This window comes from Stenotrophomonas sp. TWI809, assembly GCF_039673205.1.
Taxonomy (GTDB): Bacteria; Pseudomonadota; Gammaproteobacteria; order Xanthomonadales; family Xanthomonadaceae; genus Stenotrophomonas.
This window is the reverse complement of record NZ_JBDJLE010000026.1, coordinates 1-23,628: the sequence shown is the minus strand read 5'-3', so window position 1 is coordinate 23,628 and position 23,628 is coordinate 1. Positions and strand designations below refer to the sequence as shown.

17 protein-coding genes are annotated in these 23,628 nt (G+C 67.4%); 11 read left to right on the top strand and 6 right to left on the bottom strand.

The window, feature by feature from the left end; translation table 11 throughout:
• Positions 1 to 158 precede the first annotated feature (158 nt).
• Positions 159 to 1,793: an NAD+ synthase gene (locus ABE472_RS16400; protein ID WP_313213006.1), complete on the top strand. Its 1,635-nt coding sequence runs from the start codon at positions 159 to 161 to the stop codon at positions 1,791 to 1,793.
• A 160-nt stretch (positions 1,794 to 1,953) separates the two neighbouring features.
• Here ABE472_RS16400 and ABE472_RS16395 read toward each other — a convergent pair whose 3' ends face one another.
• On the bottom strand, positions 1,954 to 2,838 hold the full coding sequence (locus tag ABE472_RS16395) for an outer membrane protein assembly factor BamD (RefSeq protein WP_121039231.1): 885 nt from the start codon (positions 2,836 to 2,838) through the stop codon (positions 1,954 to 1,956).
• A 116-nt stretch (positions 2,839 to 2,954) separates the two neighbouring features.
• Here ABE472_RS16395 and rluD point away from each other — a divergent pair, with 116 nt between their 5' ends.
• The 3 genes from rluD to ABE472_RS16380 are packed head-to-tail and all read left to right on the top strand — an operon-like array spanning position 2,955 to position 5,151.
• The gene (rluD, locus tag ABE472_RS16390) at positions 2,955 to 3,950 is read left to right on the top strand and encodes a 23S rRNA pseudouridine(1911/1915/1917) synthase RluD (protein WP_123730367.1); all 996 of its coding nucleotides are present in this window, start codon (positions 2,955 to 2,957) and stop codon (positions 3,948 to 3,950) included.
• Positions 3,950 to 4,729, top strand: a complete 780-nt coding sequence (gene pgeF / locus ABE472_RS16385) for a peptidoglycan editing factor PgeF (RefSeq protein WP_346466640.1) — start codon at positions 3,950 to 3,952, stop codon at positions 4,727 to 4,729. Before rluD ends, pgeF begins: the two co-directional genes overlap by 1 nt.
• Complete coding sequence (locus ABE472_RS16380; RefSeq protein ID WP_346466639.1) at positions 4,714 to 5,151, top strand: thiol-disulfide oxidoreductase DCC family protein; 438 nt, start codon at positions 4,714 to 4,716, stop codon at positions 5,149 to 5,151. The genes pgeF and ABE472_RS16380 overlap by 16 nt, the downstream gene beginning before the upstream one ends.
• Positions 5,152 to 5,233: 82 nt before the next feature.
• Here ABE472_RS16380 and otsA read toward each other — a convergent pair whose 3' ends face one another.
• From otsA to ABE472_RS16360, 4 genes are all read right to left on the bottom strand, one after another.
• A complete protein-coding gene (otsA, locus tag ABE472_RS16375; RefSeq protein ID WP_313213011.1) occupies positions 5,234 to 6,598 on the bottom strand; it encodes an alpha,alpha-trehalose-phosphate synthase (UDP-forming) in 1,365 nt (454 codons plus the stop codon).
• Positions 6,595 to 8,376, bottom strand: a complete 1,782-nt coding sequence (locus ABE472_RS16370) for a glycoside hydrolase family 15 protein (protein ID WP_313213013.1) — start codon at positions 8,374 to 8,376, stop codon at positions 6,595 to 6,597. Before ABE472_RS16370 ends, otsA begins: the two co-directional genes overlap by 4 nt.
• A gap of 86 nt (positions 8,377 to 8,462) precedes the next feature.
• Positions 8,463 to 9,221, bottom strand: coding sequence for a trehalose-phosphatase (gene otsB, locus ABE472_RS16365; protein WP_088433909.1), 759 nt, complete (start codon positions 9,219 to 9,221; stop codon positions 8,463 to 8,465).
• 172 nt (positions 9,222 to 9,393) lie between these two features.
• Positions 9,394 to 11,844 (bottom strand): TonB-dependent receptor, encoded by a 2,451-nt coding sequence (locus ABE472_RS16360; RefSeq protein WP_313219711.1) that lies wholly within the window; start codon positions 11,842 to 11,844, stop codon positions 9,394 to 9,396.
• Positions 11,845 to 12,085: 241 nt separating this feature from the next.
• On the opposite strand from ABE472_RS16360, the gene ABE472_RS16355 reads away from it, so the two are divergent.
• From ABE472_RS16355 to ABE472_RS16340, 4 genes are all read left to right on the top strand, one after another.
• Positions 12,086 to 12,568, top strand: a complete 483-nt coding sequence (locus tag ABE472_RS16355) for a DUF3574 domain-containing protein (protein WP_313219712.1) — start codon at positions 12,086 to 12,088, stop codon at positions 12,566 to 12,568.
• A gap of 35 nt (positions 12,569 to 12,603) precedes the next feature.
• Positions 12,604 to 13,464, top strand: a complete 861-nt coding sequence (locus ABE472_RS16350) for an SH3 domain-containing protein (RefSeq protein WP_346466638.1) — start codon at positions 12,604 to 12,606, stop codon at positions 13,462 to 13,464.
• A gap of 84 nt (positions 13,465 to 13,548) precedes the next feature.
• Positions 13,549 to 15,270, top strand: a complete 1,722-nt coding sequence (locus ABE472_RS16345) for a thiamine pyrophosphate-dependent enzyme (protein ID WP_313219714.1) — start codon at positions 13,549 to 13,551, stop codon at positions 15,268 to 15,270.
• 138 nt (positions 15,271 to 15,408) lie between these two features.
• Positions 15,409 to 17,007, top strand: coding sequence for a hypothetical protein (locus ABE472_RS16340; RefSeq protein WP_313212525.1), 1,599 nt, complete (start codon positions 15,409 to 15,411; stop codon positions 17,005 to 17,007).
• Positions 17,008 to 17,262: 255 nt separating this feature from the next.
• Here the strand turns inward: ABE472_RS16340 and ABE472_RS16335 are convergent, their stop codons facing one another.
• Positions 17,263 to 17,973 carry a glutathione S-transferase gene (locus tag ABE472_RS16335; RefSeq protein WP_313212524.1) on the bottom strand — a complete coding sequence of 237 codons (711 nt, stop codon included), beginning with the start codon at positions 17,971 to 17,973 and terminating at the stop codon, positions 17,263 to 17,265.
• Between the two features lie 114 nt (positions 17,974 to 18,087).
• Here ABE472_RS16335 and ABE472_RS16330 point away from each other — a divergent pair, with 114 nt between their 5' ends.
• From ABE472_RS16330 to ABE472_RS16320, 3 genes are all read left to right on the top strand, one after another.
• The gene (locus ABE472_RS16330) at positions 18,088 to 19,437 is read left to right on the top strand and encodes a retropepsin-like aspartic protease (RefSeq protein ID WP_313219715.1); all 1,350 of its coding nucleotides are present in this window, start codon (positions 18,088 to 18,090) and stop codon (positions 19,435 to 19,437) included.
• A gap of 72 nt (positions 19,438 to 19,509) precedes the next feature.
• Complete coding sequence (gene clpB, locus ABE472_RS16325) at positions 19,510 to 22,095, top strand: ATP-dependent chaperone ClpB (RefSeq protein WP_313212522.1); 2,586 nt, start codon at positions 19,510 to 19,512, stop codon at positions 22,093 to 22,095.
• A gap of 124 nt (positions 22,096 to 22,219) precedes the next feature.
• Positions 22,220 to 23,521, top strand: coding sequence for an aminotransferase class I/II-fold pyridoxal phosphate-dependent enzyme (locus ABE472_RS16320; RefSeq protein ID WP_346466637.1), 1,302 nt, complete (start codon positions 22,220 to 22,222; stop codon positions 23,519 to 23,521).
• Positions 23,522 to 23,628 lie beyond the last annotated feature (107 nt).

The following is a 23,628-nucleotide window of genomic DNA, read 5'->3' as shown; positions in this document are numbered from 1 at the left end:
GGCGATCCCCACCTTGGTGGGTACCAGTCGCTGACCGGTACGCACGCCACGTAGTGCCGGCCGCAGGCCGGCTCCTCATCGTGCTGCCGCCGAATGCGTGGTTGCAGGCCAGCGGCCGGCACTACAATGAGCGCAGTACACCTACAGGCTGGACCCCCATGACGTCGCTCCGCATTGCCCTGGCGCAGTTCGATTTTCCGGTTGGCGCAGTGGCGCAGAACACCGACACCATCATCGCCATGATCGCCGAGGCGCGCGATGAGTACGGTGCCGAGCTGGTGGTGTTCCCCGAGCTGGCGATCAGTGGCTATCCGCCGGAGGATCTGCTGCTGCGGCCGGGCTTCCTGTACGACTGCCAGCAGGCGCTGGAGCGCATCGCCGCAGCCACCACCGGCATCGCGGCCGTGGTCGGTTGGCCCCAGGCCGCCGGTGCGGTGGTCTACAACGCGGCCAGCGTGCTGCGCGATGGCCAGGTCGAACACACCTACCGCAAGCGCGAGCTGCCCAATTACGCGGTGTTCGATGAGCGCCGTTATTTCGATGTCGATCCGGACGGCGGCAGCTGCGTGTTCGAGCTGAAGGGCGTGCCGGTGGGCGTGCTGGTCTGCGAAGACCTGTGGTTCGCCGAACCGCTGGCCGATACCGTCCGTGCGGGCGCGCAGCTGGTGGTGGTGCCCAATGCTTCTCCCTACGAGCGTGGCAAGCATGCCCAGCGCGATGCGCTGCTGGCCGAGCGTACCCGCGAGAGCGGGGCGGCGATCGCCTACCTCAACGTGGTGGGTGGGCAGGACGCGCTGGTGTTCGATGGCGCCTCGGTCGTCGCTGACGGCGACGGCACGGTGCATCCGGCGGCTGCGGCCTTCACTGACCAGTGGCTGGTGGTGGATTACGACGCCGGCACCCGCCGCTTCCTGCCGCGCGAGTGGATCGACGACGGCGACGAGAGCATGGATGCACTGGCCTGGCGCGCGGTGACCCGCGGGATCCAGGATTACTGCCGCAAGAACGGCTTCAAGAAGGTCTGGCTGGGCCTGTCCGGCGGCATCGATTCGGCCCTGGTGCTGGCGATGGCGGTGGACGCGCTGGGCGCGGCCAATGTCACCGCGGTGCGGCTGCCGTCGCGTTACACGGCGGATATGTCCAACGACCTGGCGGCCGAGCAGTGCCGCGCGCTGGGCGTGAAACTGGAAGCGGTCTCGATCGAGCCGGTGTTCGAGGGGCTGATGGCCGCGCTCGGCCCGATGTTCGAGGGGCAGGCGGCGGATGTGACGGAAGAGAACCTGCAGTCGCGCAGCCGTGGTGTGATCCTGATGGCGCTCTCCAACAAGTTCGGCGGGCTGCTGCTGACCACCGGCAACAAGAGCGAGTACGCAGTGGGCTACGCGACCATCTACGGCGACATGTGCGGTGGCTACGCCCCGCTCAAGGACCTGTACAAGACGGAGGTGTTCGGGCTCTCCAAGTGGCGCAATACCGTGGGCGGCGCCCCGGTGATCCCGCCGGCGGTGATTTCCCGCCCGCCCTCGGCCGAGCTGCGCGCCAACCAGACCGACCAGGATTCGCTGCCGGCCTACGATGTGCTGGATGGCATCCTGTACCGCTATGTGGACCAGGAGCAGTCGCGCGAGGAGATCGTGGCCGCCGGCTACGCCGCCGAGGTGGTGGACCGTGTGCTGCGCCTGGTGCGCACCAGCGAGTGGAAGCGCCACCAGGCCGCCCCGGGGCCGAAGGTCTCGCGCCGGGCGTTCGGGCGTGAACGGCGGTACCCGATCAGCAATGGGTACAAGGGCTGAGACGCCAGCAGGTAGGCGCCGACCGGTGGTCGGCGCAGGGTTGGGGGCGAAGGGCGGCCGGGTGGCCGGGGTGACCGCGGAGAGCAGCCGACCAACGGTCGGCTCTACCGGCGTCGCTGCCGCCGGGGAACAAAAAAGGCCCCTTTCGGGGCCTTTTTTATTACTTGCGGTTCATCGTGGCGTTGCGTTCACCGGTACTGGCGGACTTCTCGCCGGCAAACGGGTTCAGCTTGCGGACCATCCACGGGTACTTCGGCCACTTGCCCTGCAACCAGGGGTGGTCGGGCTGGTTCAGCTCGAGCACGCGGCGGGCATCGTCGGCCAGGGTCTTGTTGCCCAGGTGGGTGTAAGCCTCGCCCAGGGCGGCCACGGCGTCGTACTGGAACGCGCTCTGCGGGTAGTTCTCCAGCAGGAAGTTGGCGCGGCCAGCAGCCGAGACGTACGCCTCGCGGCGCAGGTAGTACAGGGCGTTGTCCAGCTCGTACTGGGCGAACACGTCGCGCAGGGCGATCATCCGCTGGCGCGCATCGGCGGCGTAGCGGCTGTTCGGGTAGCGCTCGGTGACGATGGTGAAATCGGCATAGGCCTGGCGCGGGCTCGACAGGTCACGGCGGCTCGGGTCCAGCGACCAGACGCGGCGCAGGAAGACCGTGTCGCGGTTGCCGTTGGCCAGGCCGCGCAGGTAGTACAGGTAGGCGATGTTGCGGTGGGTCGGATAGGTACGGATGAAGCGGTCCACGCTGGACACCGCGTCATCGTGCTTGCCGGCCTTGTACTGCGCATAGGCGCTTTCGATCATGGCCTGTTCGGTATACGGGCCATACGGGTACTGGGCCACCAGGCGGCGGAAGCTGGCTTCGGCACCGCTCCAGTTCCCCCCTTCCATGAGCTTGTGGCTCTTCTCATAGAGCGTTTCGACCGGCAGGCCTTCATCCGGATTCTTGCCCTTGGTACCGCGGTGACAGCCGGTGGCGACGAAGAGCAGCACCAGCATCAGGGCGGCGAGGCGGACGGGCGCGGACAGCATAACGGAGCGTCGGATCATGGGGTCAGGGCGGGACGCGGCTGGAATACGAAGGGTCGATGATAGCCTAGTGGCCTGTCCCGCGACTGAAACTGGTCGCCCGGACCCCAAAATTGTCCCTATTGCGGTGTACCCCCATGTCCGATACCCCTGCTGATTCCGATTCCCCCCGCCAGGCCATCGTGCCCGATACCGCTGCCGGCCGGCGTTTCGACGCCGTCCTGGCCGAGCTGTTCCCCGAATTCTCCCGGTCCAAGCTGACCGAGTGGATCAAGTCCGGCGACGTCCTGCTGGACGGCGACACCGTGCGCGGGCGCGACCCGGTGCGCGGCGGCGAGGTGGCCAGCCTGCATGTCGTTCTCGACACCCAGACCCATGCCGAGCCGGAGGACATCCCGCTGGAGGTCCTGTACGAGGACGAGCATGTCTTCGTGATCAACAAGCCGGTCGGCCTGGTGGTCCACCCCGGCGCGGGCAACCCGACCGGCACCCTGGTCAATGCGCTGCTGTTCCGCGATCCGTCGCTGTCGGTGCTGCCGCGTGCGGGCATCGTGCACCGCCTGGACAAGGACACCAGCGGGGTGATGGTCATCGCCCGCACGATCCAGGCGCAGACCGCGCTGGTCGAGCAGCTCTCGGCGCGTGAAGTGCATCGCCAGTACCTGGCCGTGGTGGTGGGTGCGCTGGTCTCCGGCGGCACCGCCACCGCCGGTATCGACCGCCACCCGCGCGATCGCATCCGCATGGCCGTGCGCGAAGACGGCAAGGAAGCGATCACCCATTACCGCCTGCGCGAGCGTTTCCGTGCGCACACCGCGCTGGAGTGCCGCCTGGAAACCGGCCGTACCCACCAGATCCGCGTGCACATGGCGCACCTGCGCCACCCGATCATCGGCGATCAGCTGTATGGCGGCGCGCTGAAACTGCCCAAGGGCGCCAGCGAGGAGCTGGTCGCCGAACTGCGCGGCTTCAAGCGCCAGGCGCTGCACGCCGAAACGCTGGAGTTCGTGCACCCGATCACCGGCGAGAAGATCACCAACAGTGCGCCGCCGCCGGCCGACATGCAGGCGCTGCTGCACGCCCTGCGCGAAGACAGCAAGCGCTTCGCCGAGCAGGAACGCAACCGTCGCTGATGGAGCCCACCGTGCCCGTGCTGCGCGCCGACTGGCAGGCCCCGACCGGGGTCCATGCGCTGACCACCCTGCGCTACGGCGCGGGCGGTTCGGTGGCGCCGTTCGACCAGTTCAACATGGGCAACCGCTACGCCGCCGAGGGCGATGACCCGGCGCAGGTGCAGCGCAACCGCGACCTGCTCGTGCCCGGGTTGGGCCTGCCCTCGGCGCCGCATTGGCTGCGCCAGGTGCATGGCACCGGCGTGCGGCGCTTCACCGCGCCGCCCACGGCCATCGGCGTGGAGGCTGAACCCACCGCCGATGCCGCCGTGACGTCGGTTGCGGGCGTGGTATTGGCGATCCTCACCGCCGACTGCCTCCCGGTGGTCTTCGCCGCCCGCGAGGGCGGTGAGATCGGGGCCGCCCATGCGGGGTGGCGTGGGCTGGCCGACGGCATGCTGGAGGCCACCGTAGCCGCCATGCAGACCCCGGCCGCCCAGCTGCAGGCCTGGCTGGGCCCCGCGGCCGGGCCCGCGCTGTATGAGATCGGCGAGGACGTGTTCGAGGCGTTCGTGGAACGTGATGAAGGCGCTGCCACGGCCTTCGTGGCAACCCGGCCCGGGCACTGGAAGGTGGACCTGTATGCGTTGGCCCGCCGGCGGCTGCAATCGGCAGGGTTGGACCCGGTACACATCAGCGGCGGGCAGTACTGCACCCTGGCCGATCCGCAGCGGTTCTATTCGCATCGGCGCGACCGCCGCACCGGCCGCATGGCGACCCTGGCGTGGATCGCACCCTGACCGATGGACAGACAGTGAGTGGCGCGGCCGACGCGGTCATCGTCTTCGACGGCGTCTGCGCCCTGTGCAACCGCTGGGTGCGGTTCCTGCTGCGCTTTGATACGCGTGGCCGCTATCGCTTCGCTGCGATGCAGGGCGTGCACGGACGCGCCCTGCTGCAGGCGCACGGGCTGGATCCGGAGGATCCGTCGTCGTTCCTGCTGCTTGAACAGGGGCGCGCATGGACGGACACCGATGCGATCCTCCGCGTGCTGACCGGCCTGGGCGGTGCATGGCGTCTAGTGCAGGTGCTGCGCTGGCTGCCCCGCAGGCTGCGCGACCGCGCGTACCGCGCGCTGGCGCGCAACCGGTATCGGTGGTTCGGTCGTCACGACACGTGTTTCCTGCCGACACCGGAGCAGGCGGCGCGGTTCCTGGACTGACGGGCGGGCGCGTTGCCGGCCAGCGGCCGGCACTACCGCAAACGTTCGCGCCATCACCCGTCGTGCCGGCCGCTGGCCGGCATCACCCTTCCAGCGCCTGCAGATACGTCCGCCGCCAATGGTTGATGTCGTAGGTGCGCAGGTGCTCCATCATCGCCTGCCAGCGCTCCACGCGCTTTTTCAGCGGCATCGTCGCCGCCGTGGCGATCGCATCGGCGACGCCATCCAGGTCATGCGGATTGACCAGCAGCGCCTGCTTCAATTCATCGGCGGCACCGGCCAGCAGTGACAGCACCAGCACGCCCGGGTTCTCGGGGTCCTGCGAGGCGACGTACTCCTTGGCGACCAGGTTCATGCCGTCGCGCAGCGGCGTGACCAGGCCCACCGCGGCTGCCCGGTAGAAGCCGGTCAGCGTGGCATGGGTGAAGTTCTGGTTGACGTAGCGCAGCGGGGTCCAGTCCGGTGCGGCATGCCCGCCGTTGATGTGCCCGGCGATCTGTTCGAGCTGGCTGCGCAGCTGGCGGTACTCGGTGACATCCCCGCGCGAGACCGGGGCGATCTGCAGGTAGGTCAACGAGCCGTGCTGGTCCGGATGACGCTCCAGATACCGCTCGAACCCCTGGAAGCGTTCGGGCAGGCCCTTGGAGTAGTCCAGCCGGTCCACGCCGATCGCCAGCTGACGATTGCGCAGGCTGCCGCGCAGGTCCTTGACGGCGGGTTTGTTCGCCCCCGCTTTGGCCTGGCGGGCGATGAATTCGGTATCGATACCGATCGGGAAGGCCGCAGCGCGGAAACGCCGGCCGCCGGGTGCTTCCAGCTCACCGTCAGGCAGCACGCGGCCACCACCGAACAGGCGCACGTAGGACTGGAAGCGGTCCGCATCGCGCTGGGTCTGGAAGCCGACCAGATCGTAGGCGTACAGGCTGGAGAACAACCGCAGGTGATCCGGCAGCGCCTGCAGCAGATCGGCCGAGGGCATCGGCACGTGCAGGAAGAAGCCGATCCGGCAGCCGATGCCGCGCTCGCGCAGCAGCGAGGCCAGCGGGATCAGGTGATAGTCATGGATCCAGACGATGTCGTCCTCGCGCAGCAGCGGCGCGAGCTTCTCGGCGAACAGCGCGTTGACCCGGCGATACGTTTCGCGCGTGGCGCGATCGTAGTCGACCAGGTCCAGCCGGAAGTGCAGCAGCGGCCACAGCGTGCGGTTGGCGAAGCCGTTGTAGTAGCCATCCACGTCGCGCTTGTTGAGGTCCATGGTGACGTAGCGGATGTCTCCGTCCACCTGCTCGTGCAGCGTGCCGCTGTTGTCGCGGGTGGATTTCCCGCTCCAGCCGAACCACAGGCCGCCACGCTCCTTGAGCGCGGCCAGCAGGCCGACTGCCAGGCCGCCGGCGCGGGATTCACCGGGAACGGCGACCCGGTTGGACACGACGACCAGGCGGCTCATGATGCCTCCTGCCAGCTGCGCGACAGGCGCATGGCGGCGGTGATCAGGCCCACGTGCGAATAGGTCTGCGGGAAATTGCCCCAGGCCTCGCCGCTGTCGAACGCAAGATCCTCGGACAGCAGGCCCAGGTGATTGCGGCGTTCCAGCAGCATCTCGAACATCTCGCGTGCTTCGTCCAGACGACCGATCGCGGCGAGCGCATCGATGTACCAGAACGTGCAGATGGTGAAGCTGGTTTCCGGCTCGCCGAAATCATCCGGCGCGACGTAGCGATACAGCGCGTTGCCGTGCTTGAGATCGCGGCCGATCGCCTCGACCGTGGCGACGAAGCGCGCATCGGTGGCGTCGATGAAGCCGATATCGGCCAGCAGCAGCAACGAGGCATCCAGGCGATGGCCGCCGAAGGTATCGGTGAAGTGGCCGAGTGCTTCGCTCCACGAGTCGCGCATGATGCGCGCATGGATGATGTCGGCGCGCTCGCGCCAATAGGTGGCGCGGTCATCCAGTTTCAAGCGCACGGCGATCTTGCACAGGCGGTCACACGCGGCCCAGCACATCGCGCTGGTGTAGGTGTGCACTTCGGTGCGGCCGCGGAATTCCCACAGCCCGGCATCGGGCACGTCGTGCAGGGTGAAGGCCTGCTCGCCGAGCGGCTCCAGCCGCGCGAAGGTGTGCGCATCGCCCGGGTCCTGCAGGCGGCGATCGAAGAACAGCTGGGTGGAGGCGAGCACCACGCTGCCGTAGACATCGTGCTGGCGCTGCACCCAGGCCAGGTTGCCGCGCCGCACCGGGCCCATGCCGCGATAGCCGGAGAGCGACGCGACTTCGGTTTCCTCCAGCTTGGCCTCGAAGCTGATGCCATACAGCGGTTGCAGGCTGCCATCGGCCGTGGCCAGGTTGAAGATGTAGCCCAGGAACTGCTCCATCGTGCGGGTCGCACCGAGACGGTTGAGCGTACGCACCACGAAGGCGGCATCGCGCAGCCAGCAGTAGCGGTAATCCCAGTTGCGGATGCTGCCGGGTGCTTCCGGAATGGAGGTGGTCATCGCGGCGATGATGGCGCCGCTGTCCTCGTACTGGCACAGCTTCAGCGTGATCGCGCTGCGGATCACCGCGTCCTGCCACTCCAGCGGGATCGACAGATAGCGCACCCATTCGCGCCAATAGTCACGCGTGCGCTGGAAGGATTCCTGCACGTAGCCACTGAGCGAACGGTTGAGCGATTCGTCCACCCCGAGCACCAGATGCACCGGGTGGTTCAGCACGAACGGCAGGCCATCGCGGACGAAACGCAGCGGCACATCGGTGGTCAGGCGCAGCACGTGGTCGGGAAGCACCCAGCGGATGTGGTTGCTGCCCCACGTGGCATCCGGGACGCGGGCGCCCCAGTCGGCCAGTGGACGCGCGCGCACGATGATGCGCGGGTTGCCGGACAGCGGCCGCACCTGGCGGATCAGGCTGACGGGTCGGTAGAAGCGGTCGTTCTGACGCCAGCGCGGTGCGAAATCGATGATTTCCAACGCACCACCGTGCTTGTCGCGCAGCACGGTGCGCAGGATGGCGGTGTTGGTCAGGTAGCTCTGTTCGCTGTCGACCATGTCCTCCAGCTCGATGCCGAAGTCACCGCCGTCCTGTTGATTGGGGCCGAGCAGGGCGCAGAAGGTCGGGTCGCCGTCGAAGGTCGGCAGGCAGCTCCAGACGACGCGCGCATGCTTGTCGATCAGCGCGCCGAAGCTGCCATTGCCGACCACGCCCAGATTCAGATCGGGTTCGCTCATGATGCAGGAAGTCTCGTGTCATGCCGCGGCGGCACACCGGTGGGGGAGACCTGCGCGCGGCGTCAGGGGGCCTTGGGGTCAAGGCATCAGTAGGCATTCTCGCGAAGCCAGGCGTGCACGCTGCGTATCGTCGGCAGCGCGAACACCGCATCGCTGGGCTCGCGCGCACCGACCAGCACGCTCCAGCCATGCAGGTCGTTGGCCGCGCCGAAGCCGAATTCATCGGTGAGGTCATCGCCGACGAACACCGGCATGCGATCGCGGAACGGCGGCTGCAGCATCAGCTGCCGCATCGCACGGCCCTTGTCGCTGCCTTCGGGCAGAAACTCGATGACATGGTCACCGGGCTGCAGCCGGTAGCCGCCATGGCCACGGATATGCCGTTCGGCGAAGGCGCGCACGTCGTTGGCGGCGTGCGGGGCACCGCGCCAGTGCAGGGCCAGGCTGCGGCCTTTGTCCTCCACCAGTACGCCGGGATAGCCATGCGCGAAACGCATCGCCTGCTGGTGCAGGGCATGCAGCCACTCGCTGGTATCGGCAGAAGGATCGCTGCTCTGCGCGCGCTGCTCATGGTTGCGCAGCTCGTGGCCGTGCAGGCCGGCCGCGGGCAGGCTCAAGGGGGCGAAAAGTTTGTCCAGTTGCGCCAGCGGGCGCCCGCTGATCAGCGCGACCGCGCCATCCAGCCGGTCGCTGATGCGCCCGATCGCTTCACGCACATCGGGCAGCAGCGCGACCGACTCGGGGTCGTCCGCGAATTCGATAAGGGTGCCATCCACGTCCAGGAACAGCGCACAGGCATCGTCCAGCAGCGGCGGCGGCGGACGTTGGGGGAAGTCGTTGGCCATGCTGACCAACATGCCAGCGTGGATGTGATCGCCAGGTCATGGCATCACGCACGCGTCCTCCCCATTCACCACCGGTAGAGCCGACCGTTGGTCGGCTGCCCCCCTCCGGTAGAGCCGACCGTTGGTCGGCTGCCCCCCTCCGGTAGAGCCGACCGTTGGTCGGCTGCCCCCATCAGAACGTATACCGCACGCGCCCGTAGTAATACGCGCCATTGCTGCCGATCGGTGACAGCACGTCGTACGGCAGGTTACCGAAATAGTAGATGTCGTCGTTGGACAGATCCGAGTAATTGTCGGTCAGGTTCTGCCCACCCACCGCCACGCTCCACTGCGGGGTGATCTTGTACTCCACTTCGGCATCCAGCTGCCACTCGGCGCCGTAGGTCTGGCGCGGGATGTAGCCATCGCCGAAGTTGAACACACGGGTCACGCTGCCATAGCGGCTCAGACGGCTGGTCAACGACCAATGATCATCGGCCCAGCTGGCGGCCAGGGCAGCGCGGGTGCGCGGCGTGGCATCGGTCAGCGTATTGGTTTCTTCCACGCCGAACAGCACGTAGTCCGGATCCAGCGCGAGCAGGCCCGGCGGCGTGGCGAGCACGTTCTTCAGCGTGGTCTTGGTATAGGCATAGGTGCCGGTCAGCACCAGTTCGCCGCCACCCAGCGACTGCCGCCAGTTGCTCACCAGCTCCGCACCGCGGGTGCGGGTATCGGCGGCGTTGACGAAGAAGCTGGCGCTCTGCAGGCCGGCCACGCCGAACTGCTGCTGCACGTAGTCGGTCAACGCATCACCGGTGATGCTCTCCGACAGCGCGATGCGGTCATCGATGTCGATCTGGAAGAAGTCCAGCGAGACATCGAAGTGGTCGCCGATGCGGCTGGTGAAGCCCAGGCTGGTGTTGAGCGACTTCTCCGGCTTCAGATCGGTGGCACCCAGGCCACGCGCGATCGGATTGTTGACCGACAGCACGCGGCCCTGCACCAGCTGGCCGGCGGCGTTGTAACCGGTGGAGGTGGATTCGTAGCCGATCTGCGCCAGCGACGGGGCACGGAAGTTGTTGGAGATCGCACCGCGCAGCGCGAAGGCCGGGGTGAATTCATAGCGCAGACCGAGCTTGCCGGTGAGCTCACCGCCGAAGTCATCGCTGTGCTCGTAGCGCGCCGCCAGATCGCTGGAGAAATGCTCGCCGAACTGGCTGGAGAGGCTGGCGTAGGCGCTGGCGACATCGCGCGACAGCGAGGTCGCATCCTGCGGGGTCAGGCCGCCACCGGCCTGCGAGCCGGTCGGGCGATCCGTGAACGGGCCGGCAGCATAGCTGCTCGGGTCACCGGGGCGGGTTTGGTAATGGTCGCGGCGCGCTTCCAGGCCCAGGCCCAGGCTGTGGGTGATGCTGTCGCCCTGCGAGAACACGCGGCCGAGGTCGAAGTTCGCCACCGTCAGCTCGTTGCGGTAATCACCGGTCTTGAAGCGGGTCGGGCTGGTCGGGCCGAGCGAGGCGTTGAGCGAGTTGCGCAGGCGGTAGGTGAACGTGTTGACGCCGTAATCCAGGCTCGCGTCGTAGTTCCACTCGCCCCACTGGCCCTTCGCGCCGGCCACGGCCTGCACGTCGCGGTTCTCGCCTTCGGAGATCGGGCGGTAGCCGTTGGGGTAGATCTGCGCCCAGTTGGCGTCGCTGTCCGGGTAGCGGAAGTAGTTCGCGCCTTCGCTGTCGCGCTGGTTGAAGGTGGCGAAGCTGTAGAAGGTGGAGGTCTCACCGAACGGCAGCTGCGCGTTGTACCAGGCGTTCAGATCCTTGGTCCTGCCATCGCCGAGCACGTAGTTGCGCTTGCCCTGCAGGGCCAGGTTGGTCGGGGTCTGGTCCCACGGCGGAATCTGGTCGAAGCCGGCGCGGTTGGTGCCCTCGCGATTCTTCAGCTCCAGGCCGACCCGCAGGAAGCCGCCGTTGTCACCCAGCGCGGTGCCGACCTTGGCGCTGGCGTAGCTGGTCTGGCCATCGGTGAGGGTGCGGTCGATCGGCTTGAGATCGGTGTGGTTGGCGCCGAAGCTGGCTTCGAACGCGCCACCTTCCGGAGCGTCATCCAGGATCACGTTGATCACGCCGGCCACCGCATCCGAGCCATACAGCGCGCCGGCGCCATCGCGCAGCACCTCGATGCGCTTGATCGCGCTGACCGGGATCGCGTTGAAGTCGACCGGGGTGGTGCCCTTGCCGATCTTGCTGTCGGTGTTGACCAGCGCGCTGCTGTGGCGGCGCTTGCCGTTGACCAGCACCAGCACCTGGTCTGGCGAGAGCCCGCGCAGCTGGGCGGCACGGATGTGGTCGGCACCGCCGGAGTTGGACTGGCGCGGGAAGTTGAACGAGGGCAGCAGCGCCTGCAGCGCGCTGCCCAGTTCGCCATTGACCACACCGGCCTTGCGGATGTCCTCGGCGGTGAGCACGTCCACCGGCGAGGTGGATTCCAGCACGGTCCGGTCCACGGCGCGGGTGCCGGTGACGATCACGGTGTCCAGCGTTTTGGCGGTGTTCGGCGCGTCCTGCGCAAGTACGTCCTGGGCCAGCAGGGGGGAGGAGAGGACGAGCGCGATGGCAAGGCCAAGGCGCGACGCGGACGGACGGGACATGCGGACTCCAGCAGAACGACGAGGGGGAGGAACGGGGGAGGGGGGACCGGCGTTGCCGCCTAATGGCCGGCGCTACCAATCCATCCGGATGAAGCGATATATTATCTTCGCGTGATGTCCCTGTGTGATGCAAGTCCCATCGGGGTGGTTATCAGCAGATAGCCGTTGGCGATCTGCGCCGGACCCGGATGTCCGGCACGCTCCTTCCCCTGCCTGTCCCTGTGTTTCCGGAGAGTTGTCCATGTCGTTCCGCGCCATTCTGTTTGCCCTGGTCCTGGCCACCAGCGGCTGTGCCACTGCCGCCCCGGCCGCCAAGCCGACCCCGCCCGCCACCGCCACGGCCACCCTGCAGGGCGACGCCGCGCGCCCGGATACCGCCGCCGGCTGGGTCCGCAGCGAGCTGTACTTCGGCGTGGGCGAAGAAACCGGCGTGGCTGACCGCCCGCAGACCGAGGGCATCAGTGACGCGCAGTGGCGCGCCTTCCTCGACAAGGACGTCACGCCGCGCTTCCCGGACGGCCTGACCGTGTTCGACGCCTACGGCCAGTGGCTGTTCCGCGGTGCGCCCGAGCCGAATCGCCTGCGCACCAAGGTGCTGGTGGTCCTGCACGAGAACACCCCGCAGCGCCGCGCCGATATCGAAGCGATCCGGCTGGCGTGGAAGCAGGCCACCGGGCACCAGTCCGTGCTGTGGGCACAGCAGGCGGTTGAAGTATCGTTCTGAGCCAGGGCGCCGCGGTGGCGCTGCACGGAGCGATGATGAAACACAGGGATGCGATGCTGGCCGCGGTGGTGATGGGCCTGGCGGCAACGTGCGCGCACGCGCAGGATGCCGACCAAGCCCGGCTTCAGCTGGAGGTGGCCGCCGGCGTGCAGGCGCAGGCGACGCTGCAGGACGGCGGCGGCATCGCTGTCGTGCTGGCACCGTCGGGCAAGCGTCAGGTGCTGCCGGGCGTGGCCGATGCGGATGGCAACGTGCGCCTGTCGGCGGAGGACGTCGATTTCGATGGCCACCCGGAGCTGGTGGCGCGTGCCTCGGTCGGCATGGTCAACGAAGCGGTGGCGGTGTATCGCTTTGATCCGGCGCGACAGCAGCTGGTCGCATTGGAGCCGATCTCCACAGAAGGCGCGCAATGCGGTGGCCTGATGGGCCTGACCGTGGATGCAACGACGCGCACCCTGAGCAGCAGCTGCCGCGGTGGCCCGATGTGGTACGTGGACCAGTACCGCTACGACGGTGCGCGCCTGTATCTGTACCGCGCCGAGCGCCTGCTGATGCTCGACGATGTGCTCGAGCCTTACGTGTTCATCAAGCAGACCGCCGACAGCGGTCCGCTGGCGGTCTGGAGCACCTTTGATCCTGACGGCAACGTGCTGGAGACCGCCATCGGCGATGGTCTGGAGACGCCGCGTGCCGGGTCGCCGCTGCGGCGCATTTCCGGTCATGTGATGGTGGCGCGGCTGCCCCTGTACAGCCAGCCCGGTGATGCCACGACCCAGCGGTATCTGGTAAGCGATGACCGCGTGGAACTGCTTGATGAGCGCGATGGCTGGGTGCAGGTGCGTTATGACAATCCCACGCGGGGCGCGGTGCTGGGCTGGGTGAACACGCAGCCGTGATCGGGCGCTGCCACGGGCAAACCAACATGAGTGTCACTTGCCCGGGACTAGGCTGACCCTTCCCCCTCGTCGTGGAAGCATGTCATGAGCAAGCGCGTTGCCGAGATCGTGGTTGAAACCCTGCAGGCCGCTGGTGTCCGTCACTGTTACGGCATCGTCGGCGATACCCTCAACTACGTCACCGATGCCATCCACCACAGCGAGATCGAGTGGGTGCACATGCGGCATGAGGAAGTGGCCGCATTTGCCGCCGGTGCCGAGTCGTTGATCAGCGGGCAGCTCACCGCCTGCGCCGGCTCGTGCGGCCCCGGTGGCCTGCATTTCATCAACGGCGTGTTCGAGACCAACCGCAACCGCGCACCGATGGTGTTGATCGCCAGCCAGATAGTCACCGCCGAACTGGGTATGGAGTTCCCGCAGGAAGTCGATTTCAAGGCGGTGTATGGCAGCTGCAGTGTGTTCTGCGAACAGGTACAGAGCGCCGAGCAGGCGCGCCGCGTAGTGACCCTTGCCTGCCAGGCGGCCATCAGCCGCCGCGGGGTGGCGGTGGTGATTCTGCCCGCCGACATCAGCGAAGCCGAGGTCAAGCACGATGTGCCGTTCTCGGTGCACTACACCCAGCCGGTGTTGCGCCCCTCGGACGACGAACTGCAGCGCATCGCCGCGCTGATCGGCGAGGGCAAGCGGATCGGCATCTACGCCGGCGCTGGCTGCGAGCATGCGCACGATGCGCTGGTCGCCCTCGGCGCCCGGCTCAAGGCGCCGATCGCGCATACCTCGCGCGCGAAGGATTTCGTGGAGTACGACAACCCGTACAACATGGGCATGACCGGCATCTTCGGCATCGAATCCGGGTATCACACGCTGATGGCCTGCGACACGCTGCTGCTGCTCGGTGCGGACTTCGCGTGGGGCCAGTACTACCCGGACAAGGCCACGCTGATCCAGGTGGATCGCGATGGCAGCCATCTTGGCCGCCGTCACCCGGTGAACCTGGGCGTGGTGGGTGATATCGGCCCGACCCTGGAGGCGCTGCTGCCGTTGCTGCCCGAGCGCGAGGACCGCAGCTTCCTGGACGAATGCCAGGAGCATCGCGAAAAGGCGCTGGCCACGCGGGCCAAGGAAGAGCAGCCGGGCGAGGGTGAGCTGATCCACCCGCAGCACCTGACGGCACTGATCGACCGGCATGCAGCCGACGATGCCCTGTTCACTGCTGACGGCGGCTCGCCGATGGTCTGGATCCTGCGCCATATCCGCGTCAATGGTCGCCGCCGCACGCTGACCAGCCTGCTGCACGGCACGATGGCCAACGCGATGCCGCAGGCGCTGGGCCTGCAGAAGGCCTACCCGGGCCGGCAGGTGATCTCGCTGTCCGGTGATGGTGGCCTGGCGATGCTGCTCGGCGACCTGCTCACCGCCGTGCAGGAAAACCTGCCGATCAAGGTGGTGGTCTACAACAACAGCTCGCTGAACTTCGTGGAGCTGGAGCAGAAGGTCGAAGGCCTGCTGGACAACTACACCGACCTGAAGAACCCCGATTTCGGCCGGCTGGCCGAGTTGATCGGCTTCTACGGGCGCACGGTCACCCGCTCGGAAGACCTGGAGCAGGCCGTGCAGGACATCCTGGCCCATCCCGGCCCGGCGCTGCTGGACGTGCACACCAGCCCGACCGAACTGGTGATGCCGCCGCAGGTGGAAGCCAAGCAGGTGGCCGGTACTGCCCTGTACGCCGCCAAGGCGCTGCTGAGCGGGCGGGTCGGGGATGTGCGGGACCTGCTGGCCAACAACTTCCTCAACAAGCCCTGATCCTCACGCCAGCGGCCGGCACTACCGCACGGTGACGCGTTCCATCGGCGGACGTTTCCCGGCGTTCCATTCATGCGCCTGTTACTGGGGGCGGGGAGGCCCTACCATCGGCTACCCCTCCCCACGGCCGCCCTGCGCATGTCCGCCACTGCTCCCGTCCCCACCGGACGCCCCCGCTGGTTCGTTGCCGGCGATCTCAACGGCTTCTTCGGCCTGGTGGTCGACAATCTGTCGATCCTCGGCTTCATCGCGATGGCGCTGGTCGGCATCTTCCAGTTCCCGGCCGATGTGGTGTTCGGCCGCATGTTCCCGGGCACCGCCTTCGGCGTGCTGGTCGGCAACGTGCTCTACACCTGGATGGCCCGGCGCCTGGCGGCGCGCACCGGCCGTGACGATGTCACCGCGATGCCGCTCGGCCTGGATGCGCCGACCAGCATCGGCATGGCGCTGCTGGTGCTCGGCCCGGCCTTCCTCGCCTTCAAAGGGCAGGGCTTGGCACCGCACGATGCCGCCATCGCCACCTGGCAGCTGGGCATGGCCTCGCTGGTGATCATGGGCGTGCTGAAGGTGATCCTGTCGTTCTTCGGCGAAGCGGTCACCCGCGCGCTGCCGCGTGCCTCGCTGCTGGGCTCCATCGCCGGTATCGCGATCGTGCTGATGGGCTTCCTGCCGCTGCTGGAAACGCTGCGCTCGCCGATCGTCGGCTTCGTCACGCTGGGCCTGCTGCTGTACGTGCTGATCGCCAAGCGCACGCTGCCGATCCGCGCCCCCGGCGTGCTGGTCGCGTTCGTGTTCGGCACGATCCTGTATTACGGCCTCGGGCTTGCCGGGCTGGGCGCACCGGGCTTCAAGGTGCCCGAGTGGGTGCCGCCGCAGGTGGTGCTGCCGTGGCCGACGCTGGGCTTCATCGACGGCCTGCCGACCGCGATCACCTACCTGCCGCTGCTGCTGCCGTTCGGCCTGCTGATGGTGGTGGGCGGCATCAACGTCTCCGAGAGCGCGCGCGCGGCCGGTGACGATTACCGCACCCGCGACATCCTGCTGGTGGAAGCCATCGCCACGCTGGTGGCCGGCTTCTGCGGCGGTGTAGCGCAGACCACGCCGTACATCGGCCAGCCGGCCTACAAGCACATGGGCGCACGCAGCGGTTACACGCTGCTGACGGGCCTGTTCGTCGGCATCGGCGGCATGCTGGGCGTGATCTCCGGGCTGGTGCAGTGGCTGCCGCTGGCCGTGCTGGCACCGATCATCGTGTACGTGGCGATCGACATCACCACCCAGGCCTTCCAGGCCACGCCGCGCGAGCACGCCGGCGCGATGGTGCTGGGCTTCCTGCCCTCGGTGGCGTACCTGCTGGCGATCAAGGCCCCGGGCTGGATCGCACCGGAACAGCTGGCGGCGATGACCTCCACCCTGGACGGGCATGGCCTGCCGGAGCTGGCGGTGATCTTCACCCTGGGCAATGGCTTCATCATCACCTCGATGCTGTGGATCGCGGCGGTGGTGGCGATGATCGACGGGAAGCTGCTGCGCGCCTCCGGATTCCTGCTGGTGGCTGCGGCGCTGACGCTGTTCGGCCTGATCCACTCGGTGGACCCGCGCGGTGGCATCTACCTGCCGTGGCAGTTGGAAGGACTGCCGAAGATCATCAGCTGGCAGTTCACCGGCGCCTATGTGGCGCTGGCCGGGTTGCTGGCGCTGTTGTCGCTGCAGAAGCAGCCTGCGGAGCGGACGTAACGCCCCGGTAGTGCCGGCCGCTGGGCGGCTGCTTTTCCTTGCGCTCACGACCCACGGTCGTGAGCTACCGAATGGGCCGGTCCGCTGCGGAGCCGGCCAGCGGCCGGCACTACCTGCTCACGACCAAACCAGCGCTCACGACCAACGGTCGTGAGCTACCTGGTGGCAACGGTCGTGAGCTACCGGGTGGCAACGGTCGTGAGCTACCGGGTGGCAACGGTCGTGAGCTACCGGTGGAGGCGGGCCGGCGAGGGATCACGCTTCGCCATCCAGCTCGGGGTAGTGCCGGAAGATGCCGTTGGTGTTGAACGCCAGGCGCCGTTCGGAGGCGAGATAGGCGGCGATGTTGGGCCGGGTTTCCACCCGGTCCTTCAATGCACGCAGGTGTGGCAGCGTCGGCCACAGCGCCTGCATGCGGCGCGGGAACATGTACTCCAGCCCGCTCAGCAGCTGGAACAGGGCGAGATCCACGTAGGAATGCTCCCGCAGCGGGTGCCGCCCACCGTTGTGCTTGAGCACGTTCTCGAAATAGCCCAGGAACTTGGGCATGCGCTCGCCGCGCATCGACGCGGCGCGCGCGTTGGCTTCGTGCTTCTGATCCTCGTAGTACGCCGACATCGCGATCGGATGGTGGGTGTCGTGGACCTCGGCGACCAGATCGGCGATGGTCAATTGCAGCTGGAGTGCCTGCTGCCGCCGTGAGCTGGCATCCGGGACGAGGCCGAGTTCCGGGCCCAGGTGGTCCAGGATCGCGCCGACCTGGGCGATCACCTGCCGGCCGGTACGCAGAAACGGGGGAGCGAATGGCTGCAGGCCTTCAACCTTGCCCTGCAGGTACGGCTGCATTACCGCATCGCCATGGACGCGCGCCATATCGGTGTAGCCCGCGCCGGCATCCTCCAGCGCCAGCCGCACGAACTCGCCGCGGCCCTGGATGCCGGTCCAGTAATACAGTTCGTAATGCATGCCGCCACTCCGTATGGAACCGGCCTCCAGCATGGCCCGTGCTGCCGAAAGCAGGCGTGAGCGCAGCGTGGTTCCCGTGCTAGGGTCGAGCGGGGATGTTGATGGGAGTACGCGATGCGGAAGTGGGTCCTGGGCATGTGCGTGGCAGTGTTGCCCGCCACGGTGGCGGCCGATCCGGTGGCACTGCACGATGGGTTCGGCTACAGCGATGCGGTGCTGCGTGCGGAACTGACCACGTTGCGTGCGATGAGCGGCGCATCCGGCCCGCGCCGGCACCTCGGTGCAGCGGGCTACCATCGTGTCCGTGGCGAGCTGGCCGCTTCCAACCGTGCCGCACGCCAGTGCCTGGATGAAACCCGGGATGCACCGCCCGCGCTGCAGGGGCTGGCGTTCCTGTGCGAATCCACCCTCGCGGGCAATGCGCTGATCGAGGGTGATATCGCCGGATGGGCGCGCCTGATGCTGCGCGTGCGCGAGGACTACCAGCGCACCATCGTGCCGATGCTCCGGGCCGGCGATGAAGTACCCGATGTCACCCGGCCGGTGTTTGCGTCCTTCACCACATGGCCGCGCAGCGCGCTGCCCGCAGCCGAGCGGGCGCAGGACGTGGCGGTGCCGATCCAGTTCCGCAATGAGCTGCCCTCGGTGACCCTCACGCTGCACGGCACGCGCGAGGGCAGGCCGGTCGCCCACGAGGCCGCTTTCATCGTCGATACCGGGGCCCCGCGCTCGCACATCAGCCGCGCGCTGGCCGAGTCGCTCGGCCTGGCGGTCACCGAGGGCTTCGTGGTGTCGCGCATCGTCGAGGGCGATATCCAGCAGGCTGGCCTGGTGGCACCGATCGATATCGAGGTGGGTGGGCAGCGGGTGCGTGATGTGTCGTTCAACAGCGAGGCGGCGCGCGAGCTCAACCTGATCGGCCTGGACGTGCTGCGCGCGCTGGGACGGATCACCCTCTCGCGTGAAACGCTGACGCTGCTGGGCGCACGGACACCGGCAGCGTGCACGCGGCGGACGGTCTTCACCTCCTCGCTGTGGGGTCCCTTCCAGCAGGTCCGCTTTCCGATCCGGGGCCGCGAGAACAACCTGATGCTGGTCGATACGGGCTTCCATGGGGCCTTCCAGATGCGTGGTGCGCCGCGCTCGTCGGTGCCGGCCGCCGCGATCCAGCGCAGGAACGTGATCACCACGCGCGGTGCGGAGGACATCGAGTACGCGCCCGCCAGCACGCCACTGCAGGTCACCGATACGTTGAGCGACATTGCCGTGGATATCGCGTTCCAGCCACCGGATCTGTTCCCGTCGTCGTGGCGGATCGGCTACGGCGTCACCGGGGGCTACACCGTGGCACTGGACCTGCCCGCCGCGCTCGGCTGCCTGGTCCCGCAGCCGGCCGAACCATCGCTTCTGGCCCGTCCACCGACGGCCTGGCGAACCCTGAATCGGCATCTCATCCACCCTTGAAACACGCCCCCGTAACCGCATTTCAGGGACAGTGCTGGCACGGCCAGCCCCGTTTACATCGAGGACAAGAACATGCGGATGGACAAGCTTACCTCGCGTTTCCAGCAGGCGCTGGCCGACGCGCAGTCGTTGGCCGTGGGCCGCGACCACAACATCATCGAACCGGTGCACGTGTTCAGCGCGCTGCTGGACCAGCAGGGCGGCAGCACGCGCCCGCTGCTGGCCCAGGCCGGCGTCAACGTGCCGGTATTGCGCGAACGCTTGAATGAAACCCTGGAGGCCCTGCCCAAGGTCTCCGGGCAGGAAGGCAACCTGTCGATCGGCAACGATCTGAACCGGCTGCTCAACAACACCGACAAGCTGGCCCAGCAGCACGGCGATGCCTTCATCGCCAGCGAGTGGTTCGTGCTGGCTGCGGTGGACGATGGCGGCACCCTGGGCATGGCGCTGCGCGCCGCCGGTGCCGACAGGAAGAAGATCGAGACCGCGATCGACAAGGTCCGCGGCGGCGAGACCGTGCAGTCGGAAAACGCCGAAGACCAGCGCCAGGCGCTGGAGAAGTACACCATCGACCTGACCGCGCGGGCCGAGAGCGGCAAGCTGGATCCGGTGATCGGCCGCGATGAGGAAATCCGTCGCACCATCCAGGTCCTGCAGCGCCGCACCAAGAACAACCCGGTGCTGATCGGCGAACCCGGCGTGGGCAAGACCGCCATCGTGGAAGGCCTGGCCCAGCGCATCATCAACGACGAAGTGCCCGAAGGCCTGCGTGGCAAGCGCGTGCTCTCGCTGGACATGGGCGCGCTGATCGCCGGCGCCAAGTTCCGCGGTGAGTTCGAAGAGCGCCTCAAGGGCGTGCTCAACGACCTGGCCAAGAGCGAAGGGCAGGTGATCCTGTTCATCGACGAGCTGCACACCATGGTCGGTGCGGGCAAGGCCGATGGCGCGATGGACGCCGGCAACATGCTCAAGCCGGCGCTCGCGCGTGGTGAACTGCACTGCGTCGGTGCGACCACCCTGGACGAATACCGCAAGTACATCGAAAAGGATGCTGCGCTGGAGCGCCGCTTCCAGAAGGTGCTGGTCGGCGAGCCGAGCGTGGAAGACACCATCGCGATCCTGCGCGGGCTGAAGGAAAAGTACGCCGTGCACCATGGCGTGGAAATCACCGACCCGGCGATCGTCGCGGCGGCCACGCTCTCGCACCGTTACATCGCCGACCGCCAGCTGCCCGACAAGGCCATCGACCTGATGGACGAGGCCGCCTCGCGCATCCGCATGGAGATCGACTCCAAGCCGGAAGAGCTGGACCGCCTGGAACGGCGCCTGATCCAGCTCAAGATCCAGCGTGAAATGCTCAAGAAGGAAAAGGACGATGCCTCCCGGCAGCGCCTGGCCGATCTTGAGAATGACATCGATGCGCTGGAGCGCGAGTTCTCCGACCTCAACGAAATCTGGAAGTCGGAGAAGGCAACGCTGCAGGGCGCGACGCGGATCAAGGAGCAGATCGAACAGGCCAAGCTGGAGCTGGAATCGGCGCAGCGCCGCCAGGATTTCGGCCGCATGAGCGAGATCCAGTACGGGCAGCTGCCGCAGCTGGAGAAGCAGCTCGCGGCCGCGCAGGAAGTGGAAACCAGCGAGTTCAAGCTGGTGCAGGATCGGGTCACCGCCGAAGAAATCGCCGAAGTGGTCTCGCGTTGGACCGGCATCCCGGTCAACCGCATGCTGGAAGGCGAGCGCGACAAGCTGCTGCGCATGGAAGACATGCTGCACAACCGCGTGGTTGGCCAGGAAGAGGCGATCAAGGTGGTCTCCGATGCGGTGCGGCGCTCGCGTGCGGGCCTGTCCGATCCGGATCGCCCGAGCGGCTCGTTCCTGTTCCTGGGGCCGACCGGCGTGGGCAAGACTGAACTGTGCAAGGCGCTGGCCGAATTCCTGTTCGACAGCAGCGACGCGATGATCCGCATCGACATGAGCGAGTTCATGGAGAAGCACAGCGTCGCGCGCCTGATCGGTGCGCCCCCGGGGTATGTGGGCTACGAAGAAGGCGGCTACCTCACCGAGGCGGTGCGCCGTCGCCCGTACTCGCTGATCCTGCTGGACGAAGTGGAGAAGGCGCATCCGGATGTGTTCAACATCCTGCTGCAGGTGCTCGACGACGGTCGCCTGACCGATGGCCAGGGCCGCACGGTGGACTTCCGCAACACCGTCATCGTGATGACCTCCAACCTGGGCTCGCACCAGATCCAGGACATGAGCAGCGATGACAGCCCGGAGGCCTACACGCAGATGAAGGCGGCGGTGATGGGGGTGGTGCAGGCGCACTTCCGCCCGGAATTCATCAACCGCCTGGACGACATCGTCGTGTTCCATCCGCTGGACAAGGTGCAGATCAAGCAGATCGCCCGCATCCAGATGCAGGGCCTGGAAAAGCGCCTGGCCGAGCGTGGCCTGCGTATCGAGGTCAGTGACGAGGCCTTCCAGCTGCTGGGCAACGTCGGTTTCGATCCGGTCTACGGCGCCCGCCCGCTCAAGCGTGCGATCCAGTCGCAGCTGGAGAACCCGCTGGCGCAGAAGATCCTCTCCGGCGAGTTCCTCAACGGCGATGTGATCCGGGTCGATGCGGCCGAAGGCAAGCTGGTGTTCGTGAAGGGCTGAGCCCCGCGCGCACCGGCGGCCTGATAACCGTTGGGCCTCACGCCATGCATGTTTGGCATGAACCCCCGCTTCGGCGGGGGTTTTTTGTTCGGTATCGTCGGCATTCACCTGGAGACGATGCGCTATGTCCGAACACGGCAGTCCCGAATCACAGTGGCGCGCGGAGACCATCGCGGTGCACGGCGGTTACCAGCCTGACCCCACCACCCGCGCGGTGGCGGTGCCGATCTACCAGACCGTGGCCTACGCCTTCGATGACACCCAGCATGGCGCGGACCTGTTCGACCTGAAGGTGCCGGGCAACATCTACACCCGCATCATGAACCCGACCACCGATGTGCTGGAGCAGCGCATCGCGGCGCTCGAAGGTGGCATCGGTGCGCTCGCACTGGCCTCGGGCCAGGCCGCGATCACCTACGCGATCCAGACCATCGCCGAGGCCGGCGACAACATCGTCTCGGCCAGTGCCCTGTACGGCGGCACCTACAACCTGTTCGCGCACACGCTGCCGCAGTTCGGGATCGACACGCGCTTTGCCGACTACCGCGATCCGCAGGCGTTCGGCGCGCTGATCGATGACCGCACCAAGGCCGTGTTCGTCGAATCCATCGGCAACCCGCGTGGCAACATCACCGACATCGAAGCGGTGGCGAAGATCGCGCATGCGCATGGCGTGCCGCTGATCGTGGACAACACGGTGGCGACACCGTACCTGCAGCGCTCGTTCGATTTTGGCGCGGACATCGTCGTGCATTCGCTGACCAAGTACCTCGGGGGCCATGGCACCAGCCTGGGCGGGGCGATCGTGGATTCCGGGCGCTTCCCCTGGGCGGAGCACAAGCAGCGCTTCCGCCGCTTGAACGAGCCGGACGTGAGCTACCACGGCGTGGTCTACACCGACGCACTCGGGCCCGCCGCCTACATCGGCCGCGCGCGGGTGGTTCCGCTGCGCAATACCGGCGCGGCGATCTCACCGTTCAATTCCTTCCTGATCCTGCAGGGCATCGAGACGCTGGCACTGCGGCTGGACCGCATCAACGCCAACACCCTGGCGGTTGCCAGGCACCTGCAGGGCCATGCCAAGGTGGCGTGGGTCAACTACGCCGCGCTGCCCGACCACCCCGAACACGCGCTGGTGCAGAAGTACCTGCGCGGCCACGGCTCCGGCGTGCTGACCTTTGGCCTGCCCGGTGGGCGCGCTGCCGGCGCGCGCTTCCTGGATGCACTGCAGCTGTTCACCCGCCTGGTGAACCTCGGGGATGCCAAATCCCTGGCCACGCATCCCGCCTCGACCACGCACCGGCAGCTGGATGCGGCCGAACTGGAGAAGGCGGGGGTCAGCGAAGACACCGTGCGTTTGTCGGTGGGCATCGAGCACATCGACGACCTGCTGGCGGATCTGGAGCAGGCGTTGGCCAAGGCGTAGTGGCAGGCCCCACGGCGGCCGGTGCGGGCCGGCCGCCGTGGGGGTCTTGCCATGGCGCCATGGAATTCTCCGCCATGGGGGTAGAGCCACGCCATGCGTGGCTGCGC

Excerpts from the sequence above, each read along its gene's own strand:
- ABE472_RS16400 (WP_313213006.1), top strand. The coding sequence starts at position 159 with ATGACGTCGCTCCGCATTGCCCTGGCGCAGTTCGATTTTCCGGTTGGC.
- ABE472_RS16395 (WP_121039231.1), bottom strand. The coding sequence starts at position 2,838 with ATGATCCGACGCTCCGTTATGCTGTCCGCGCCCGTCCGCCTCGCCGCC.
- rluD (WP_123730367.1), top strand. The coding sequence starts at position 2,955 with ATGTCCGATACCCCTGCTGATTCCGATTCCCCCCGCCAGGCCATCGTG.
- pgeF (WP_346466640.1), top strand. The coding sequence starts at position 3,950 with ATGGAGCCCACCGTGCCCGTGCTGCGCGCCGACTGGCAGGCCCCGACC.
- otsA (WP_313213011.1), bottom strand. The coding sequence starts at position 6,598 with ATGAGCCGCCTGGTCGTCGTGTCCAACCGGGTCGCCGTTCCCGGTGAA.
- ABE472_RS16370 (WP_313213013.1), bottom strand. The coding sequence starts at position 8,376 with ATGAGCGAACCCGATCTGAATCTGGGCGTGGTCGGCAATGGCAGCTTC.
- otsB (WP_088433909.1), bottom strand. The coding sequence starts at position 9,221 with ATGGCCAACGACTTCCCCCAACGTCCGCCGCCGCCGCTGCTGGACGAT.
- ABE472_RS16360 (WP_313219711.1), bottom strand. The coding sequence starts at position 11,844 with ATGTCCCGTCCGTCCGCGTCGCGCCTTGGCCTTGCCATCGCGCTCGTC.
- ABE472_RS16355 (WP_313219712.1), top strand. The coding sequence starts at position 12,086 with ATGTCGTTCCGCGCCATTCTGTTTGCCCTGGTCCTGGCCACCAGCGGC.
- ABE472_RS16350 (WP_346466638.1), top strand. The coding sequence starts at position 12,604 with ATGAAACACAGGGATGCGATGCTGGCCGCGGTGGTGATGGGCCTGGCG.
- ABE472_RS16345 (WP_313219714.1), top strand. The coding sequence starts at position 13,549 with ATGAGCAAGCGCGTTGCCGAGATCGTGGTTGAAACCCTGCAGGCCGCT.
- ABE472_RS16340 (WP_313212525.1), top strand. The coding sequence starts at position 15,409 with ATGTCCGCCACTGCTCCCGTCCCCACCGGACGCCCCCGCTGGTTCGTT.
- ABE472_RS16335 (WP_313212524.1), bottom strand. The coding sequence starts at position 17,973 with ATGCATTACGAACTGTATTACTGGACCGGCATCCAGGGCCGCGGCGAG.
- ABE472_RS16330 (WP_313219715.1), top strand. The coding sequence starts at position 18,088 with ATGCGGAAGTGGGTCCTGGGCATGTGCGTGGCAGTGTTGCCCGCCACG.
- clpB (WP_313212522.1), top strand. The coding sequence starts at position 19,510 with ATGCGGATGGACAAGCTTACCTCGCGTTTCCAGCAGGCGCTGGCCGAC.
- ABE472_RS16320 (WP_346466637.1), top strand. The coding sequence starts at position 22,220 with ATGTCCGAACACGGCAGTCCCGAATCACAGTGGCGCGCGGAGACCATC.